Raw genomic sequence first — 19,647 nt, 5'->3', positions numbered from 1 at the left:
GGTCATGCGGTATCTTCGATCCGGACCGCGGCGACGTCAGCCAGAAGAAACGGACGTGACGCGGAGTAAAACATTGGGATTGCGGTCGGGAGAAATCGCCGACAGGAATATCCGCGTCATTCTCGAGGCAATCCGGCGTCACGGCCCCCTGACCCGCATGGAGCTTGGCCGGCATTCCGGCCTGACCGGCCCCGGCATCACCAATATCCTGCGTCGACTGGGAGACGAGGGCTTGGTGAGCTCGCATCGCCGGAACGGCGCCGGCAGCAGCGCGACAGCAACGGAATTTGCACTGCGGCCCGATGGCGCCTTCTCGATCGGCGTGCGGGTGCGCTCCGCCCGAGGCGAAGTCGTCCTCATCGATCTGAGCGGACAGGTTCACGATCGTGCCTATTTCCCGATCGTCACGACGGAAAGAGTATCTGGCGTGCTCTCGGCCGTCGAAGCCATGAAAGCACGCCACGGCGGACGGCCGATCATCGGGCTTGGGATTGGATCGAATGATTGGACGCAGGAAGAAGGTGACCGGCTGGATGCCGGTTCCGGTCTTCCCAGGAGCCATGTCGAAAACGAGTGCATCGCGAGCCTGCTTGCCGAGCGCACCATCGGCTCACCGGCCCCCGAGGGCGGGCTTGCCATGATCATCATCGACGAGGACGTTCAGGCCGGCTTCCTCGTTCGCGGCATTCCATACTCCGGCGTTCACGGACGCGCCGGCAATATCGGCGACATGCGCACCGGCCCGGACAATGTCGCGCTGAATGCCGTCGTCGGCTTTGGGGCGTTGCAGCGTCAGATCGGCGAAAGCGAGTTCCAACGCCTTCTGGATGGCGAGGAGCCTTCCTCCGCGCTGATTGGCGAGTGGATACGCGAGACTGCGAGCCATCTGCTCGATCCAATCATCGCTATTGCCGGCTTCATTGCGCCAAGCGTCATCATGATCGGCGGTGACCTGCCCAGAGGCACCATCGAGGCACTGATCCACCAGCTTTCAGCCGAACGCCGTGACACGTCGAAACGCCCCTTCCTGACGCCCTGGATCTCGCCGATGAAACCAGCCAGCTTCATTGGCGGCGGCGTGGCATTGGGAGCGGCACTTCTGCCGTTCCTCAACACATTGCTGCCGCCGGTCACCGGCTGATTTTCACCGACCCAATTCAGCCAAGCGCTTCATCCGCATGGCTGCTGTCGGAAGCCATCGCCTTATCAAGCACTTTCTGGATATTTGCCGCACGACGGAAGGAAGGCTCCTGCGTCTTGCCAGCCCGGACCGCCTGCACGAACCTCTGATAGTTCGTCTCGACCGTATCGAAAGGCACATCGTGCCATGTCGCAGTGTGAACGTCTTCTCCCAGGCACGCGCGCAAGATCGATTTGCCGGTATCGTAGATCATCTCGATAGAACCGGTTTCACCGTAGACCCTGAGGCGCAGCTGATCCATCTGGCCGGCGGCTGTGCGCGTTGCCTGGATGGTGCCGATCGCACCCGAGGTGAAATCGACATTCATCGTGAAGCTGTCGTTGGCATCGAGATCATATTCGCCGATCTTGTGATCAGGCGCCTTATTGAACGTCTTTAGCCGAGCAAAGACATGGGCCACTTCTTGACCCGAACCATAGGACGCGAAATCGACAATGTGGATGCCGATATCGCCGAGCGCACCGTTGGAACCATGCTTCCTGCTCAGGCGCCAAAGCCATTTGCTTTCGGTTTTCCAGTCCCCCCAATGCCGACCGACGAGCCAGCTTTGCAGGTAGGAAGCCTCGACATGGCGAACTTCGCCAATCTCGCCCGCAAGGACCATCTGCCGCCCCTTCTGCAGGGCCGGCGAGTTGCGATAGGTCAGGTTGACCATCCCGACTTTACCGGACTTTTCGATCGCCTCGGTCATTTCCATGGCCTTGACCGCATCGGTCGCCAGCGGCTTCTCGCAAAAGACGTGCTTGCCGGCGGCTATCGCCTGCAGCGTGGTTGCATAATGCACGGCGTCTGGCGTGACATTGGCCACCGCATCGAACTCGCCCCAGGCAAGCGCCTCATCGAGCGAGCTGAAATGATTGGGAATGCCGTGTTCCGAGCAGAAGGCGGCCAGGCGATCGGGAACGACATCCACACCGCCGACGACGCTGACCCCTTCGATCTCCTTGAAACTCGCCGCGTGCTTGTTGGCCATTCCACCCGTACCAAGAATAAGTAGGCGCATAAAATCCTCCATAAACGTCAGATTCAGCCGCATGTGCGGCCAAGACAAGACCTCGCCACCCATGGCGGATATCCGCCGTGGCTCGGTTATTCCGTGATTGGGAAATGCCGCTTGGGGCCGTTAGCTGCTGTTGAATGTCGCCGGCATCTCAATCCTCCTAAGCTGCGGCTTGACATCAAATCAAAGTAACTTAATCTAATTAATGCAGCATGGAAATGAGGAGAGGTCAACTGGCCACCAGGCTGTATCCGTCTAAAATGGGGAGGAGACCCATCATGAAGAGAGCGTTCGTCAGCGCATTCGCGCTGAGCACAATGTTGTTTTCAGTGCCTACCGCATTTGCTCAGGAACTGGCGACAAAGGACCGGATCGGCCTTGCCGATGCACCCAAAACCCTTGTCGTCCGGCTCACAAACGACAGCCCGAACAATGCCGATCCGGCAATTGCTCAGGGCTATCAGAAGATATTCGTCGACTTCATCAAGAAGCATCCCGACTGGAAACTGCAAATGCAGTTCATGTCGGCCGATATCGGAACGGAACAGGCCAAGATGCTGGAGCAGGCCAAGGCCGGCAACGCTCCCGATTGCGCCGCCGTCGACTCCTTCGTCCTATCGCAATTCATGGTCAACCACGTGCTGGCGGATTTCACGCCATACTTCTCGAAGGATGAAGTCGCCGATCTCTTCCCATTTATCCGCAGCGGTATCACCGACAAGGACCAGACCATCCGCGCCTGGTGGTGGGATACTGACCTTCGTGTTCTTTATCGCAACAAATCCATCGTCCCTGATGCGCCTCAGACCTGGGACGATCTGCAGAAAGCTGGTCAGGCATCAGTAAAGCAGGGCATGGAAGGCGTCCTGTTCAATGCCGGCCGGTATGAGGGCTCGACCTTCGATTGGCTTGCCAATTACTGGGCGCTCGGCGGCAAACTCGTCGATGACAGCGGCAAGCCCGTCTTCGGCGAGGGCGAGAACAAGGAAAAGTTTCTCAAGGCCCTGAACTATTACAAGGGCCTGGTCGATTCCGGCGCAGCACCCAAGCGCGTGACCACGATCGCCAACTACGACGATCTCAATGCCGCAGCGGCGGCCGGAACAACGGCTCTTTTCATCGGCGGCAACTGGCAGCTCGCCCAGTTGAAGGCGACCCTGGACCCGGACGAATTCGCCAACTGGACCTTCTCGCCCATTCCCGGCCCGACTGCGGACAAGCGCTCCACCGGCACCGGCGGCTGGACGATTGCCTCGTTCAGCAAGGACAAGGATAAGGTCGAGATGTGCGCGAACCTCGCCCGCGACGTCTATATGGGGCCGGGCAATGAGCTTCAGCAGCAGTTGCCGACGCGCAAGTCCCTGTTCGACAAATACAAGGTCTTTGCCACGCCCGAGAACAAGACCTTTGCCGAAGCGCTCGCCAATGGCCAGGCTCGTCCGGGTGCCCCCATCTATCCCGAGATCTCCAACCAGATCCAGATCATGATGGGCGATGTGCTCTCGGGAACGAAACAGCCGGAGGCCGCTCTGGACGCCGCGTTCAACGCGACGATGGAGGCCTACAAGCGTCTCTAACGATTGTGATCGCGGCGGCGCCTTGAAAGGGGCGCCGCCTTCAGCGTCAAACCCGGACAGAGAAGCCCAATGACCCCTATCGTCATCGAGGCCGCCACCCGGCCTCACAGCAGATCGTTCATGCGCCGTTTCGCCGGGGCCCCCCTGCCCTGGATCATGCCCGTGATCATCGTCATCGGCATTTTCTACCTCTATCCCGTCATCGACGTGTTCCGCCTGTCGTTCACGAACGCGACGCTGATCGGCAATACGCAGGATTACACGCTGGGCTCGATCGCAAACGCGCTATCGTCGCCGCAGCTTCCCGATATTTTGTGGGCAACCCTTATCTTCGTCGGCGGCAGCGTCATTGGCCAGCAGATCTTGGGTCTCGCCGTCGCGGTGGTCGTCGTTCGCGGCGAGCGACGCGGCCTTTTCGGCACGACGGTCCTTCGAACCACGGCGCTTGTCGCCTGGGTGGTTCCGGGCATTGCCGGCGGCATCATCTGGCAGATGCTTTTCTCCGAAGCGCCATACGGAGCACTCAACAGCATCCTGCGGCTAATGCACATGCCGATGGTGGCCTGGCTTTCCGATCCTGCAATCGCCCCGTGGTCGGCGCTGATTTCGAACATCTGGCGCGGCACTGCCTTTTCGATGGTCGTGATGTATGCGGCGCTCAAGGCCATCGACCCCTCGCTCTACGAAGCGGCCGATGTCGATGGCGCGACAGGCTCGCAGCAGTTCTTCTTCATCACCATCCCGCAGCTGCGCGCCGCGATGCTCGTCAACATGATCCTCATCACAATCATGACGCTCAATACGTTCGATGCCATCATCACGCTGACAGGCGGCGGACCAGGGCGCGCAACCGAAGTCATATCGCTCTACGTCTTCAACATCGTCTTCCGAAATTATGATCTGTCCGGCGGCAGCGTTCTGTCCGTGCTGATGCTGATCATCAGTCTGGGACTGGCCTTTATTTATGCGTCATTCCTGCCGAAGGAGGATCAGCAATGAGCAGGCGAACCGGCACGCGCTTCGGCGATTTCCTGAGCTACCTTTTCATGCTGGCGATGTTCGTCTTTTTCGCCGGGCCTCTCACCTATCTTTTGTCGATGGCATTGCGTGACCGTCGCGAGATCTATCGCGGCGCGTCGCGCTACATTCCGCACAATCCGACCATCGACAACTTCATCGCGGTTCTCAATAACAGCTATTTTCCGATCTATCTGTGGAACGGCCTGAAGCTTGCCGCCTTCAGCGGCCTCGGCGTGCTCATCGTCGCCCTGCCTGCGGCCTACGCCTTCTCGCGGTTCCAGTTTCGGGGCAAAGGCCTGTCGATGATGGGGCTGCTGCTGTTCCAGATGATCTCGCCGCTGGTGATCATGGTGCCGCTCTATCGCTACATGAACCGCCTCGGTCTGCTGGATACGCATTTTGCCGTGACGATGGTCTATATCGCCTTGGGCGTGCCGCTTGCGACGTGGCTCCTGAAAAGCACGATCGACGGCATTCCGCGCAGTCTCGACGAGGCGGCCATGATCGATGGCTGCAATCGGTTCTCGGTGTTCTGGCGCATCGTGCTTCCGCTCTCGGCGCCCGGCATCGCTTCGGTGTTCATCATCACCGTCATCGCCGGCTGGTCACAGTTCCTCGTGCCTTTTTTGCTGCTGACGCAAAGCAATTTGATGCCGATCGGCGTCGGGATCTTTAACTTCCGCGGCATGCAGACCGACTCGTCTGTCCAATTGCTTGCGGCCGCCTGCCTGATTTCCGTCGTGCCGGCGATCGTCGCGTTCCTGGCGCTCCAGAGATTGATTCTCGGCGCCATGACAAGCGGTGCGGTGAAGGGTTGAGGTCGGGTTTGCGTCCATGATTGAAAGAGGATCCGCGACCATGAACCAAAGGCCCGGCGCAAGGCTGTCCCCCGACCTGACGGGGGCGAATGTCGAAGATGCCGGCGAGCACAATCGCGCCGTCGTCCTGCGCCGCATCCATCGGCAGGCGCCGATCTCTCGGGCCGAGATTGCCCGGCAGACCGGCTTCACCAAACCGGCCATCGCCCGGATCGTCGATCGGCTTCTCGATGAAGGCCTCATCATCGAGGCGCGCCGCCGCCATGGCCTGCGGGGCCAGCCGGCAATCGAACTGGAGATCAATCCGGACGCCTTCTTCGCTATCGGCATCAACATCGATCGCGATCACCTCACGATCCTGGCCGTCGATGCGGTCGGGAACGTGCGCGCCCGCGTACATCATGAAAAGCGCTACATCCTGCCGGCGGAATTCATGCAGCTGACAGGCGATGCCATCTCGCATTTTCAGCGCAGCCGTCTCATCGACGAGGCGCACCTCGCCGGCATCGGTCTCGCCATGCCCGATTGGCTGGGCGAAATTTCCTTTCTCGGCAAACCGGACGATTATGGAGCCTGGCTTGAGTTCGACGTGCGCGCCGCACTCGAAAACCTCACCCACCATCCGGTCTTCATCGAAAACGAAACCAATGCGGCAGCACTTGCGGAACTCGACTACGGGCTTGGCGCCGAGAGCCGGAGCTTCTTCTATATTGCCATCAATGCATGCCCCGGAGGCGGCCTTGTGCTCGACGGCAACGGCCATCGCGGCGCCATGGGGCTCAGTGGCGAAATCGGCTGGCTGCCGATTGCTGACGCACAGAACAAGAAGATCCAGAAGATCGAGCTGCTGGGGGAGATATTCTCGCTGTTCTTCCTCTACAGGTTCCTCGGCGAGCATGGCATCGAGGTGAGCGTACCGCAGGACCTGCTGACGCTCGATGGCCGAGGTAAATCGCTGGTCTCGAAATGGCTGAAGGGCATGAGCGCCCACATCGCGGTTGCGGTCAAGCACATCGGCATGATCGTCGATCCCGATGCCATCATTTTGGGCGGCCGCCTGCCCATCCGCATGATCGATGAGCTGCTGCGATATGTCCACGGGCACCTGACCGCTGAAGATGCCGTCCTGCCCTCTCTTCATCGAGCCTCGATTGGCGAAGATGCTTCCGCAATCGGTGCTGCCGCAATGCCAATGGCGGCAGCTCTCATGCTTGCGTCGGCCGACGAGGTTCAACGCACCCGTTCACCACTCAAATTCATGGATCGCCTGAACAACTGACACGGCCTGAGCGGCCATTGGGAGGATTTTGATGAAGATCGGTTTTTATACGTCGACGTTCAATGACCGGCCGTTCGAAGAGGTGGTGGAGTTTGCCGCCTCGGCTGGCTTCGATGCCATCGAAATCGATGTGCGCGGTCACATAAAGACACCGGACAAGGTTCAGGCGGCGGTTGCTCTTGCCCGCGAGCACAATCTCTTCGTTTCCTCCATCGCCTATTTCGGCAACCAGCTCGACGCCGACCGCGACAAGCGCGGAGAGCTTAGAGCCAGCACGGAAGAATTCGCCCAGGCAATCGGCGAAGCCGGCGTGCCGATCTTCATCATCTTTCCCGGCCGCAACGACGAGGCGGATGAGGAGGCGAACTATGACGATTTTGCCGAATACGCCAACAGGCTGATTGCCAAGACGACGGCGAGCGGCCTGATCTTTGCGATCGAAAACTGGCCCGGCCCCAAGGACAACTTCATCGGGACGACGCCCAAGGGATGGCAGGAGCTGTTCTCGCGCATCCCTGACCGCCGTTTCGGTCTCGAGTTCGACCCATCCCACCTCATCCGCATCGGCGTCGACCTTTACACCGCCATGGATGCCGTGAAGGACCGTATCGCCATTCTGCACGCCAAGGATACCGCGATCGATGCGGACGTCCAGCAATCTGTCGGCTACCATGGCAAGGGGTGGTGGCAATACAAGCTGCCGGGCCACGGCCTGCTCGACTGGCCGCGTTTCCTGCGCCAGGCGCGCAACAACGGCTTCGACGGTACACTGTCCATCGAACATGAAGACGCCGCCTATGGCTGGCCGGGCAAAGACCTTTCGCAGCGCAAGGAAGGCGAACGCCTCGGCCTGCGCTATCTCAGAAACGTCTTGGACCAGATTTGATCGTCGCTTGGGGAGGACGCAAATGGCTCATGTCAGAGTGAACAACGCGCGCAAGGATTATGGCGCGTTCAAAGCCATCAAGGGTGTATCGGTCGATATCCGCGACGGCGAATTCGTCGTGCTGGTCGGGCCGTCGGGCTGCGGGAAATCGACCTTGCTGCGCATGATCGCTGGTCTGGAAGGCATCACGTCCGGCGAAATCCAGATCGGTACGCACATCGTCAACGAACTCGCGCCGAAGGATCGCGATATCGCGATGGTGTTCCAGAACTATGCGCTCTATCCGCATATGACTGTCGCGAAGAACATGGGATTTTCGCTGCGGCTGAAGCGGATGCCGAGAGCGGAGATCGACCAGCGGGTCGGCAATGCCGCAAAGATCCTGGGGCTCGAAAATCTTCTCGAACGCTATCCGAAACAACTCTCGGGTGGCCAGAGGCAGCGCGTTGCCATGGGTCGAGCGATCGTCCGCGATCCCGCCGTGTTTCTGTTCGATGAGCCCTTGTCGAACCTCGACGCCAAGCTGCGCGTGCAGATGCGCTCCGAGATCAAGGAGATGCACCAGCGCCTGCAGACGACCACGATCTACGTGACGCACGACCAGATAGAAGCGATGACCATGGCTGACAAGATCGTCGTCATGAAGGATGGCGTGATCGAACAATCAGGCTCGCCACTTGAGCTTTACGACCGGCCGAACAACCTCTTCGTTGCCGGCTTCATCGGATCGCCGGCCATGAACTTTATCAAGGGCGGGATGACGCCTGACGGCTTTCGCACGGATGACGGCATCGTCTTGCCGGGCGAACGTCGCTCTCCTGGCGCTACGACCTATGGCATTCGGCCGGAGGACATCAGACTCGATCCAGACGGCATCGAGGTGAAGACCGTGGTCGTCGAGCCCACCGGATCGGAAACGCTGGTCATTACCCGCCTTGGGACACAGACGCTCAACTGCGTGTTCCGCGAGCGAATTCGTGCGGCACCCGGGGACGTGCTGCGGATCGCGCCGGTCGGTGATGCCATCCATCTCTTCGAAGAGAGTGGACAACGGATAAAGGCTGAAAACGTCCATTAGGACCCATTACAGCCCAGCGTGACGAACCTTGGCGTCGAAAGCGGAGGCGCCTCGGTTGCGATTCCATCGAAAATTGCCAGGTCGATCGCGCGCGTTGGTATGGCTCCGGCCGGCAAAACGCTCTAGATATCGTCGGACGATTTTCGATGCGGGGCGAGCGACCATGACGAAAGATGCAGGCTTTTTGGGATTCCCGAGCCAGTTGCCTGATGACGCCAAGCCGCGCATCGTCCTTTTCGGCGCACCGCATGGCAGCGATTACCCCGGTAAGGACGGCAGCGGCTATGTCCAGGCTGCAGCGGAGATCCGCGCCGCCATCGAACAAGATGCCGGCCTTGTCGACAACTGGGATTTCGATCTCGGCGGCCCGCTTTTTTCCGAACAACCGGCATCCTGTGTGGATATCGGCGATCTAGCCACCCGCCCGCAGGACAATGCCGGCAACAGAGCCTTGATCGAGGCAAAGACCAGAGAAATCGTTACCGCCTCGGCTGTCCCGATGATGATCGGTGGCGACGATTCCGTACCAATTCCCTTTTTCGCCGGCTTTTCAGACAGCGGCCCGATCTGGATCCTGCAGATCGATGCGCACATCGATTGGCGCGACGAGTTGCATGGCGAGCGCTTCGGCTATTCGAGCCCGATGCGGCGCGCCAGCGAAATGGCCCACGTCGCCGGGATCGTGCAGGTCGGTATCCGCGGGCTTGGGAGCGCCCGTTCAACGGAGCTGGACGCCGCCCGCCAATTCGGCGCCCGGATTGTCACGGCCCGGGAAGTGCATGCCCGGGGCGTTGCAGCCGCCGTCCGGCATATTCCCGAAGGAGCAAGGATCGTCGTTACCTTGGATTGCGATGGTCTCGACCCCAGCGTGATGCCGGGTGTGGTATCCCGCACCCCGGGCGGGTTGACCTACACACAGGTGATCGAACTCATCGAGGGTGCCAGCCAGCGCGGCCGGATCGTCGGCTTCGACCTGATCGAGCTCCATACGCCCTCCGATATCGGCGGCATTTCGGCACTGACGGCGGCTCGCATCCTCGTCAATGCGATCGGCAGGATTGTCCGGCAGCCTTAAGAAGGCAGGCAGCCACCCTGCAAAAGACCAAACACAACCAAATTATTAGCCGACTTATTACATTTACGAGCCATCCTCTTGTCACGATTTCTGGTTGAGATCGCCGTTGGAAGATGTTCCAATAGACTCAGGCATACCTGATTTTCTCGACCTTCGATTTCACAATCCGAGTGGCGCATGTCGATTTCAGATGCAATTTACCGACCATTCGAAAGACTGATCCAGCCGCTCGATATTCCCTATCGGCCCCTGCCGTCGAAGGGCCCTGTCACGGTCCTGCTCCACTTCATCTCGATGTTTCGTGGCGTCCTGATCACGCTCGCTTTATCGTCGATGGCGAACGAGGCCATCAGTCTGACGATCGTCTGGGGGCTTTCGGTCATCGTCGACGGCGTGACCCAGCAAGGCGCTTCTGCCTTTTTGCACAATGACTGGCGGCTGCTGGTTTTCCTTGGTCTGCTGATCTTTCCGGCAACACCGATCGTGTCATTTCTTCTCAACACTCTGACCTTGCACACTCTCGGGGTCGGCATGCCTGCCGCCATTCAGTGGCAGGGACACATGGCGGTGGAGCGGCAGGATCTTGCGTTCTTTCAAGATCTGTTCGCGGGTCAGGTTGCCTCGCGCTTGCAGCAAGTCTCCTCCGCTGTCCAGCAACAGATCATCGCAGCCTTCCAATCCATCCCGCGCTTTATCTTGCAGATGGTCGGCTCGGTTATCCTGTTATCGAGCCTCGCCTGGCAACTCGCGATCCCTGTTGTCGTCTGGATTGTCCTGAACGTGCTGCTCGCTGTTAAAATGGCACCCATCTTTACGGAACGCTCGCGCCGCACCGCCAAGCAGCGCAGTCTGGTGGCGGGAGCCATCACCGATCTCTACACGAACATGCACATGATCAAGCAGTTCGCCGCCGAAGACAGCGAGGCTGGAGCCATCCGTCGCATTATCCAGAAATCCATCCATACGCAGCATAGCGAACAGCGCATCTATCGCACCTCCGAGCTGACTGTCGTAGCCCTCAACATGGCCCTCTGGCTTTCCATGCTGATGGTCGGCTTTTCGGGCCTTCTCAAAGGCTTCATCACCATCGGCGAATTTGTCGGCGCGATCTACATCCTCCACCGCCTGTCCGGGCAAACCTATACATTTCTGCAAATGGGCATGCAGATCTTCCAAGCGATTGGCACCATCAAGGATGCCATGCCGGTTATGACGACACCGCCGACCATCTTTGATCGGCCCGGCGCGCCCTCTCTCCTGGTCGATCGTGGCGAGATCCGCTTTGAGAATGTTCGCTTCGCCTACAAGGCCGGCAAACCTGTCATCGATGACCTGTCTCTAACGGTACGAGCGGGGGAAAAAGTCGGGCTTGTCGGTCTTTCCGGCGCAGGCAAGACCACGCTCGCAAATCTGCTGCTGCGTTTTTACGATATTGAGAGCGGCTCAATCCTGATTGATGGTCAAGATATCCGCGCGGTCACGCAAACGAGCCTTCGTCGCTCCATCGGCGTCATTGCGCAGGATGTAGCATTGTTGCATCGCTCGGTCGGCGACAACATCCGGTACGGCCGACCTGGCTCGGACGACGACGAGGTTAGGCGCGTTGCCGAGATGGCGAGCGCCGATGCCTTCATTGCCGACCTCTCCGACAGCGAGGGCCGGAAGGGCTACGAGGCTTTTGTCGGTGATCGCGGCATCAAGCTTTCCGGCGGCCAGCGCCAGCGCGTCGCCATCGCGCGCGTGCTTCTGAAGAACGCGCCTATCCTGGTGCTGGATGAGGCGACGTCGGCGCTCGACAGCGAATCCGAAGCCGCCATCCAGGAAAAACTCTCGCTGGTGATGGAGGGAAAAACGGTGATTGCCATAGCCCACCGCCTTTCCACCATCGCCAGCATGGATCGCATCGTCGTTCTTGATAGCGGCCGTATCCTGGAGGAGGGCAGGCCGGATGAGCTCATAGAGGGCGACGGATTGTTTGCCCGTCTGTGGAAACGGCAGACGGGCGGTTTCATGCCGGAGGAGATCGATTGACCCGTCAAGCGGTCCAGCGAGCGCCGCAATCAGTGTTTCAGGATCTGGCTCAGGAACAGCTTCGTTCGCTCGTGGCGCGGATTGGCGAAGAACTCTTCCGGAGCGCCCTCCTCGACGATCTGGCCGGAATTCATGAAGATCACCCGATCGGCCACGGCGCGGGCAAAGCCCATTTCATGGGTCACGCAGACCATCGTCATGCCATCCTTGGCAAGGCTCGTCATCGTCTCCAGCACTTCCGAGACCATTTCCGGATCAAGCGCCGAAGTCGGCTCGTCGAAAAGCATGATCTGCGGCTGCATGCACAGCGAACGGGCGATCGCGACGCGTTGCTGCTGGCCGCCGGACAGCTGAACCGGATATTTGTTTGCCTGCTCCGGAATGCGCACCCGCTCCAGGAAGCGAAGTGCGGTCTGCCTTGCTTCGGCTTCCGACTTGCCCTTGATCCACATGGGTCCGACCATGCAGTTCATCAGCACCGTCATGTGCGGAAAGAGATTGAAGTGCTGAAACACCATGCCGACATTCTTGCGCACGTCGCCGACGTTTCGCATCCGATCATGAAGCGTAATGCCGTTGACGGTGATTTCGCCTTCCTGATGTGCCTCAAGCCGGTTGAAACAGCGGATCAGCGTCGACTTGCCGGAGCCGGACGGACCGCACACGACGATGCGCTCGCCCTTGCGGACAGTCAGATTGATATCAGTCAGCACCTTGAAGCTGCCATACCATTTCGAGACGTTCTTGACCTCGATGATCTTGTCGCCGTTCATCGCACTTTGCTCCTGGCGTAATGGCGCTCAATGCGCGACTGGACGAGCTCAAGGCAGATCGACAGGATCCAATAGAGCATGGCGGCGGAAATCAGCATTTCCATGTGCTGGAACGTCTTCTGTCCCAGCGTCCGGGCCAGGAACATCAGTTCCCAAACGCCGATCACCGAAACGAGCGAACTGTCCTTCAGCATCGAAATGAACTGGTTTCCAGTCGGCGGAATGATGACGGGAAGCGCCTGGGGCAGGATGATCTTGCGCATGGTAACGCCGAAGCCGAAGCCCATCGAGCGCGAAGCTTCCCATTGCCCACGATCGATGCTTTGGATGCCCGAACGGAAAATCTCGGTCATATAGGCGCCGTAGCAAAGCGAGAGCGCCAGGATGCCGGCCGGAACGGCGTCGATCACGAAGCCCAGCTGCGGCAAGCCGAGATAGATCAGGTAGACCTGCATCAACAGCGGCAGGCCGCGGAAGAACGAGGTATAGAAGCTTGCGATGGCGTAGGCGAAACCGTTGTTGGACAGTTTTGCCACCGCGCCGAGAACCGCAATCGCAGAGGCGATGACGATCGATATCGCCGAGACGTAGATCGTCGTGACGAGCCCTTGCGTGATCATGAAGGGAAGTTTTTCCTCGATGAACGGCAGGCTTAGATGAAATGTCGCGAAGAAGGTAAGAAAGAGGATTATCAGCTCGAGCCACACGATGGCGATCTGTAGCCGGAGCGGCGCGAAGCCGATGAGGACGACATTGAGGGCGAACATGACCGCGATGGCGAATGCCACGGCAAAGCGCCCATAGAGACCCGACGTCGCGGGATCACCGATGACGGGACGCATGAGCTCGCCAAAGGACGTCCCGGTCAGATTGAATAGCAGAAAAACAGCCAGAACCGCCGCGAAGAGTGTGGCGACGAACCAGGGCTTATGAACTAGAACTTCGGATTCGACCGTATCGGGATAAAGCATCTCTTTCCCCTTCAATCAGTTCGGCGGCTCGATCGTGCGAGCCGCCGGGATTGATCTGTTTTTTACTTCACGACCGTGTAGTCGATGCCATACCATTTGACCGAGAGCTTGCTCAGCGTGCCGTCGGCCTTCATGTCCTTGATGGCATCGGCGATCTTGTCGTTGAATTCTTTGTCGCCGTGCTCGATGGCGATGGCGAGGGGCTCGTAAAAGACGGGTTCACCCAGCTGCTTGATCGGATAACCGGCCTTGACAGCATCACGCACGCTCGGCAGCGAGGAGACGACCGCATCGAGACGCGTGCCGTCACCGAGACGAAGATCGTCGAAAGCCGTGGTCGAGTTCGCATAGGATTTGACGTCCTTCGGCTTGAACTCGTATTTGAAGGGAGGTGCGCCAGCCGCATCAAGCGTCAGATCCTGCTTGGCATAGGCTTCGAACGTCGACGTTGCGGTCGTGCCCACAACCTTGCCGTCGAGATCGGAAAACTTGGTTGCTTTGCTGTCCTTGTGAACGGCGACCACCGCAGGCGTATAGTAATAGACGGCGGGAAAGTCGAAGATCTTGGCGCGCTCCTTGCTGGGCGTCATCGAGCCGACATCCACATCCCAGCGGCCGGCCCACTTTCCGGCGGTAATAATATCCCAGCCCGGGGTGACAAACTCAACTTTGACCCCCAGACGCTGGCCGACATTTTTGGCAACGTCGATGTCGAAGCCATCGAGCTCGTTCTTGTCGTTCATGAAGGATTGCGGCGCCCAGTTGGCGTCAGTTGCCACCTTCAGGGTTTTCGCGGCCATTACACGGTCCAGCACGGCACCGGCATTGGCGGGTATGGCAGCCAATACGACGGCGAGCGATGCGGCGACTGCCGCCATTCTTGCAAGTCTTGTCATCAATTTGTTCCCTTTGTTGTCATTATTGTATCGTCATGCCGATGCGGATCTCATCCGCACCATCGCCTCAACCTTGATCCTTGTGAGGATCTCGCGTCGTCCGGCAATACCGAGCGGCCATAAGCCGTTTCTTCCGTCGGAAATGGGAATTCAAAGCTCCCCTTTCTGCTTCATGTCATCGCGAACGGACCGCGCGACGCGAAACGCCTCCACGCCAGCCGGGACACCGCAATAGATCGCGATCTGAACCAGCGTGGCCCGAAGCTCGTCATCGGTTAGGCCGTTGCGGATCGCACCGCGGAAATGCACACCGAACTCATGCATTCGATTTGAGGCTGCCAGCATCCCCAGATTGAGAAGGCTGCGCTGCTTCAGATCGAGCGCGTCGTCGGTCCAGGCAACACCCCAGCAATATTCGTTGAGCAGATCCTGAAAGGGGCCCGAGAAAGCATCGGCGCCGCCAATCGCCCGATCGACATAATCATCTCCCAGCACCTTGCGCCTGACGGCCTCACCCTCGCGCTTCAAGATGTCATCCATGAGCCGGCTCTCCGATCAAGAATTCACGCAGCAGCGCCGCAATTGTCTCAGGCGCTTCGATGAGGATCGAGTGACGTAAGCCGGGCAAGATCCGAAGCTCGGAACCGGGAATGCGATCATGCATGTAGCGAGCCATGCGCGGATTGGAGCCGAGATCGTCCTCGCCCGTTGCGACGAGCGTCGGGCAGCGGATCTGATCCAGAAACCCGCCGAAATCCGTCTCCGCCAGCACCCGATAGGCAGAGGCGTAACACTCGGGGTCGTTCTCCGCGTCGCGCTTGCGCAGCCAGGCAATGATCTGGGGATTCCGCTCCTGAAACTCCTCCGTCAACCAGCGCGAGAGCGAGGCATTGTGGTGATCTGCAGGCGTACCGATGCGCAGCGCCGCAAGTCGCTCCAGGACGCGGGAGCGCTCCTCTGGCGTGCGGCCTGCAACTGTCGAAAGCAAGACCAGCTTGCGCAGCCGGGTCAGATGCGTCAGAGCCAGACGCTGGGCAATCAGCCCGCCAAGCGAAAAGCCGGCGAGATTGAAGGTCGAGAACCCCGCTTTGTCGGCAAGCGCCAGCGCCTCGTTGACGAAATCGTCGATCTCGTAGCGTCCCTTTATCCGGCTCGAATGACCATGGCCGCGAAGGTCGAACGTCAGGACCGTGAAGCGGTCCTTGAGACGATCGACCACGCCGGCCCAGGCCTCGAGATAGGAGCCGACGCCGTGGATGCACACGAGCGGCTCGCCGCTGCCATCGATACGATAGTTGAGCGTGACATCGCCGACGGTATGGCGCTGGGTCTCTGCCATGTCAGCCCACCGCCGTCTTGCGCTTCTGCTCTTTTTCGCGTGCGGCGAAGAAGGGCAGGATTTCCTTGCTGAACAGTTCCAGCGTGCGCTTCTGCAGCTCGAAAGGCAGGTTGAACGTCAGGCCGAGACAATATTGGTCGACACCGGCGGCCTCATAGACCAGCAGTTTCTCGATCGCTTCGTCGGGTGTTCCGAACATCAGGTTGGTGCGAATGTTATCCGGGTTATAATTGTCCTTGCCCTTCACCGCCTCGTAGGGGACGGCTTCGGGGAAGCCTTCGCGGACCGTGCCGATATTCTGCATGAGGTTTTCAAAAGCACGGCCATAATCCATGCTGTGCTTTACAGCGAGTTCCCAGCCATCCGGCTTGTCGTAAACACAGGTGCGACGCTGCATCATGAAGCGGGGACGCGGCACTTCCGGGTGGTCGGCGACAGCCTTTTTGAACTTGTCGGACAAAACCTGGATCTCGGCTGCGGGCGCCGAGAGTGGCGTGGACAGAATGCTGGCGCCATTGGCGATCGCCCAGTCGAACGAACCGGGATCGCGAGCAGCGACCCAAATCGGCGGATGCGGCTGCTGCAGCGGCTTCGGCACCGAGGTTGCCACGGGGAACTTCCAGTAATGCCCGTCATGGGCATAGTCACCGGCCCACAGTTTCTTAACGGCGGGCACGATTTCCTTCATATAGGCCACGCCCTCCTGCTGGGGCATGCCGCCGGCCATCCGGTCGAACTCGTACTGGTAGGAACCGCGCGCGATCCCGAATTCGAGGCGACCGTTGGTCAGGTGGTCGCAAAGTGCGGCCTCGCCGGCCAGACGAATGGGGGTCCAATAGGGCGCGACGAGCGTCGACGTTCCCAGGCGGATCTGCTGGGTGTGCTGGGCCAGCCAGACAAGCGTCTGGAATGGATTGGGCGAGATCGTACATTCGATCGTATGATGCTCGGCCGTCCAGAGCGCCTCGAAGCCGCCCTCATCGGCGAGCCGCGCAAGCTCCAGCAGATTGCTCTTCACCTTGGACATCGGAACGTCGGGTGAGAACCGCTCCATGGTCAGCGATACCGCGAATTTCATCTGTCTGCCTCCCTTTCCGGGTCTGTTTTCTTCTGGATCATCACTTCAGACGGATCACGAATGGGTCCTGCATGGCGCCGGAATAGTCGATGATGATGTTCTTGAGACGCGTGAATTCCCGCATGACTTCAAAGCCGCCGCGCCGGCCGTAGCCGCTTTCCTTGAAGCCGCCATTAGCGGACATGAAGGAGGATGCGCGATACGTGTTGATCCACACGGTTCCGGCTTCGATCTGGTTGGCGAAGCGCATGGCGCGGTCGATATTCTGCGTCCAGATGCCGGAGGCCAGACCGTAGTTCGAGTCGTTGGCGAGCTCGATCATCTCTTCTTCGGTTTTGAATGGCATCACGCCGACAACCGGGCCGAAGATTTCGTCACGCATGAAAGCCATGTCGTTCTGCGCCTCGACCATGACCGTCGGCTCGAAGTACCAGCCACGCGACAGATCCTGGGATTGCGGCCGCTTTCCGCCGGCCGCGATCTTTGCGCCTTCCTTCACGCCGGATGCGACATAGCCCTCGACCTTGGAGAGCTGATCGGCGAGCGCCAAAGGACCGATATCCGTCTCCGCATCCATGGGATGGCCGACCCGGATACGTTGCGTGCGGGCGACCAGCGCGTCGATGAAGCGATCATAGACATTCGCCTCAACAAAGCAGCGGGAGCCGGCGACACAGGTTTGCCCGGCAGCCGCAAACACGCCCGACACCACGCCGTTGACGGCATGTTCGATATCGACGTCGCCAAAGACGACATGCGGCGACTTTCCGCCGAGCTCCATCGAGCATGGGACCAAGTTCATGGCTGCGTTGCCGGCGATGCGGCGGCCGGTGTTGGTGCTACCCGTAAAGACGTATTTGGCGATGCGAGGATGGCGGGTCAGCGCCTCGCCGGCGCTTTTGCCGGTTCCGGTGACGACGTTCACGACGCCATCGGGAAAGCCCGCTTCAGTAATCAGCTCCGCCAGCGCCAGCGTTGAGGCCGTTGCGTGCTCCGAAGGCTTGATGACGACGGTGTTGCCGATTGCCAGGCAAGGCGCGAGCGTGCCGGTCAGCAGCATCAGCGGCGAATTCCAGGGCGTGATCATGCCGACGACGCCAATCGGTTCCCGCATGTTGAAATTCAGCATATCGAGCTTGTTGACCGGGATCGTCTCGCCATGCAGCTTGTCGGCCATGCCGGCGAAGTAGTGATAGCTGTCAGGCATGGAGCGCATCTGGGCGCGCATTTCCTTGATCAGCTTGCCATTGTCGCGCGTTTCGATTTCGGCAAGCTCGTCGGCGTGCTGCAGGACAAGATCGGCCAGCTTGCGGACCAGCCGGCCGCGGTCGGTCTGCGTCATGCGTCGCCAGGCGGGATCGCGAAATGCCTTGCTGGCAGCGGCAACCGCGTCGTCCACATCGGCCGCATCGGCCTCGGCGAATTCATACCATGGCTCGCTGGTGGTCGGGTCGTAGCTTGCGATGTAGTTGCCGTTTTTCGGCGCAACGAAACGTCCGTTGATGAACAGGAGCTGCCGCGAGCCTTCGAGTGATTTGACCGTCGTCTTCATATTTGTCGTCCTATTCGTGGGAGCTTTGCATCCAGGCGTGAGCCTCGCCGTCAATCATCGCGACGCGGCCGCCGTCATCGGAATCCATGTAGATGCCGAAGCGCATTTCGCGCCGCTCACGCACATAGCGGCGCAGCATGGAGCGCAGTTCGTGCGTCGGCACCTGTTCGTAGGGGATTTCGTCGACGTGAAAGAACTTCAGCCCGGCGGGGAGATCGGCCGGCATGCCCTCATCCGCAAGGCGTGCGCGATAGATAAGATAGCCCGGATCGCTGTCGGCGACGTCGAAGACGGAATAGAGGAACGTGTTGTCGGGCAGCAGCCGAAGCGCACCACCCTCGTCAACGACAAGCTGGCTGTCCGCCTTTCTCCGCTTGGCCGTCGGCAGCACCCAGCCGCCCTTGCCATCGGAGCGCAACAGAAGATGATCCGTCGCTTCGATCAGATAGCCGATGATCATCCCGTGTGAGGCGATCCATCCGGCCGGCAGCGGATCCTTCACACTTGCATAGCGTCCCCGGCAGAAGCCGAGCGGCGCCGTAGGACTTGTGCCGAATGCCCGCACCTCTCCGATCAGAATGGCATGATCGCCAGCATCCATCCGATTGAAGACCGAGCAATCGAACCAGGTGAGGCTGTCGGTCAGGACCGGTGCGCCGGTGTGGATGCGATCATGATTGACCGACTGGAACTTGTCCGGCGATTTCGAGGCGAAGGTGGCCGAGACATCGACCTGCCCTTCGTGAAGAATGTTGACCGCGAAGCAATCGGAATTGGTGAAAGCCTGATAGCTCGAAGCCGATTTGGCAACGCAGACGAGAAGCAGCGGCGGATTGAGGGAGACGGAGGTAAAGGAGTTCGCGGTCATTCCGCGCGGCGTGCCATCTTCGTCCACCGTCGTAATCACGGTCACGCCCGTGACGAAGGTTCCGAATGCCCGGCGCAGTGCTATCGGATCGATGGAGGTCTCCATCATTGCCGCCGTGTCCGCCATGCCCGCTTGCCTCCTCTTCTGTCGTTGAGAGAAAGCTAGCGATGCCAGCCTTTCGGTTCTTCCTCATCATCAACGGAGG

Annotated in this window: 18 protein-coding genes; 9 read left to right on the top strand and 9 right to left on the bottom strand. The window is 59.7% G+C overall.

All coding sequences use genetic code 11. The features are described 5' to 3' along the window. Positions 1-4 precede the first annotated feature (4 nt). Positions 5-1,141 (top strand): ROK family transcriptional regulator, encoded by a 1,137-nt coding sequence (locus HGP17_RS26405; RefSeq protein ID WP_168813520.1) that lies wholly within the window; start codon positions 5-7, stop codon positions 1,139-1,141. A gap of 16 nt (positions 1,142-1,157) precedes the next feature. Here HGP17_RS26405 and HGP17_RS26400 read toward each other — a convergent pair whose 3' ends face one another. Continuing rightward, entirely contained in the window at positions 1,158-2,204 is a 1,047-nt protein-coding gene (locus HGP17_RS26400; protein WP_168813518.1) for a Gfo/Idh/MocA family oxidoreductase, read from the bottom strand. 275 nt (positions 2,205-2,479) lie between these two features. Here HGP17_RS26400 and HGP17_RS26395 point away from each other — a divergent pair, with 275 nt between their 5' ends. The 8 genes from HGP17_RS26395 (at position 2,480) to HGP17_RS26360 (ending at position 11,965) form a co-directional block, all read left to right on the top strand. Next, positions 2,480-3,778, top strand: coding sequence for an extracellular solute-binding protein (locus HGP17_RS26395; protein WP_168813516.1), 1,299 nt, complete (start codon positions 2,480-2,482; stop codon positions 3,776-3,778). A 69-nt stretch (positions 3,779-3,847) separates the two neighbouring features. Further along, positions 3,848-4,777: a sugar ABC transporter permease gene (locus HGP17_RS26390; RefSeq protein ID WP_168813514.1), complete on the top strand. Its 930-nt coding sequence runs from the start codon at positions 3,848-3,850 to the stop codon at positions 4,775-4,777. Beyond that, positions 4,774-5,616 carry a carbohydrate ABC transporter permease gene (locus HGP17_RS26385; protein WP_168813512.1) on the top strand — a complete coding sequence of 281 codons (843 nt, stop codon included), beginning with the start codon at positions 4,774-4,776 and terminating at the stop codon, positions 5,614-5,616. The genes HGP17_RS26390 and HGP17_RS26385 overlap by 4 nt, the downstream gene beginning before the upstream one ends. 40 nt (positions 5,617-5,656) lie before the next feature. Further along, a complete protein-coding gene (locus HGP17_RS26380) occupies positions 5,657-6,895 on the top strand; it encodes an ROK family transcriptional regulator (protein ID WP_168813510.1) in 1,239 nt (412 codons plus the stop codon). 31 nt (positions 6,896-6,926) lie between these two features. Further along, a complete protein-coding gene (locus HGP17_RS26375; protein WP_168813508.1) occupies positions 6,927-7,781 on the top strand; it encodes a sugar phosphate isomerase/epimerase family protein in 855 nt (284 codons plus the stop codon). A 22-nt stretch (positions 7,782-7,803) separates the two neighbouring features. After that, positions 7,804-8,859, top strand: coding sequence for a sn-glycerol-3-phosphate ABC transporter ATP-binding protein UgpC (gene ugpC / locus HGP17_RS26370; protein ID WP_168813506.1), 1,056 nt, complete (start codon positions 7,804-7,806; stop codon positions 8,857-8,859). Between the two features lie 163 nt (positions 8,860-9,022). Continuing rightward, entirely contained in the window at positions 9,023-9,934 is a 912-nt protein-coding gene (locus tag HGP17_RS26365) for an arginase family protein (RefSeq protein ID WP_168813504.1), read from the top strand. A gap of 177 nt (positions 9,935-10,111) precedes the next feature. Next, entirely contained in the window at positions 10,112-11,965 is a 1,854-nt protein-coding gene (locus HGP17_RS26360; protein ID WP_168813502.1) for an ABC transporter ATP-binding protein, read from the top strand. Between the two features lie 29 nt (positions 11,966-11,994). On the opposite strand, the gene HGP17_RS26355 is transcribed toward HGP17_RS26360, so the two are convergent. The 8 genes from HGP17_RS26355 to HGP17_RS26320 form a co-directional block, all read right to left on the bottom strand. Beyond that, positions 11,995-12,738: an amino acid ABC transporter ATP-binding protein gene (locus HGP17_RS26355; protein WP_168813500.1), complete on the bottom strand. Its 744-nt coding sequence runs from the start codon at positions 12,736-12,738 to the stop codon at positions 11,995-11,997. Next, a complete protein-coding gene (locus HGP17_RS26350) occupies positions 12,735-13,709 on the bottom strand; it encodes an amino acid ABC transporter permease (RefSeq protein ID WP_168813498.1) in 975 nt (324 codons plus the stop codon). Before HGP17_RS26350 ends, HGP17_RS26355 begins: the two co-directional genes overlap by 4 nt. A gap of 62 nt (positions 13,710-13,771) precedes the next feature. Continuing rightward, positions 13,772-14,605 carry a transporter substrate-binding domain-containing protein gene (locus tag HGP17_RS26345; RefSeq protein ID WP_168813496.1) on the bottom strand — a complete coding sequence of 278 codons (834 nt, stop codon included), beginning with the start codon at positions 14,603-14,605 and terminating at the stop codon, positions 13,772-13,774. 150 nt (positions 14,606-14,755) lie between these two features. Then, on the bottom strand, positions 14,756-15,145 hold the full coding sequence (locus HGP17_RS26340; RefSeq protein WP_168813494.1) for a carboxymuconolactone decarboxylase family protein: 390 nt from the start codon (positions 15,143-15,145) through the stop codon (positions 14,756-14,758). Then, positions 15,138-15,944, bottom strand: a complete 807-nt coding sequence (locus HGP17_RS26335; RefSeq protein WP_168813492.1) for an alpha/beta fold hydrolase — start codon at positions 15,942-15,944, stop codon at positions 15,138-15,140. The genes HGP17_RS26340 and HGP17_RS26335 overlap by 8 nt, the downstream gene beginning before the upstream one ends. 1 nt (position 15,945) lies before the next feature. Next, on the bottom strand, positions 15,946-17,022 hold the full coding sequence (locus HGP17_RS26330) for an LLM class flavin-dependent oxidoreductase (RefSeq protein ID WP_168813490.1): 1,077 nt from the start codon (positions 17,020-17,022) through the stop codon (positions 15,946-15,948). 40 nt (positions 17,023-17,062) lie between these two features. Then, positions 17,063-18,574 (bottom strand): aldehyde dehydrogenase, encoded by a 1,512-nt coding sequence (locus HGP17_RS26325; protein ID WP_168813488.1) that lies wholly within the window; start codon positions 18,572-18,574, stop codon positions 17,063-17,065. A 10-nt stretch (positions 18,575-18,584) separates the two neighbouring features. Further along, a complete protein-coding gene (locus tag HGP17_RS26320; RefSeq protein ID WP_168813486.1) occupies positions 18,585-19,568 on the bottom strand; it encodes a flavin reductase in 984 nt (327 codons plus the stop codon). Between the last annotated feature and the right edge of the window lie 79 nt (positions 19,569-19,647).

Source organism: Rhizobium sp. P38BS-XIX (assembly GCF_012641435.1).
GTDB lineage: Bacteria > Pseudomonadota > Alphaproteobacteria > Rhizobiales > Rhizobiaceae > Rhizobium.
This window is presented reverse-complemented; position numbering and strand designations above follow the sequence as displayed.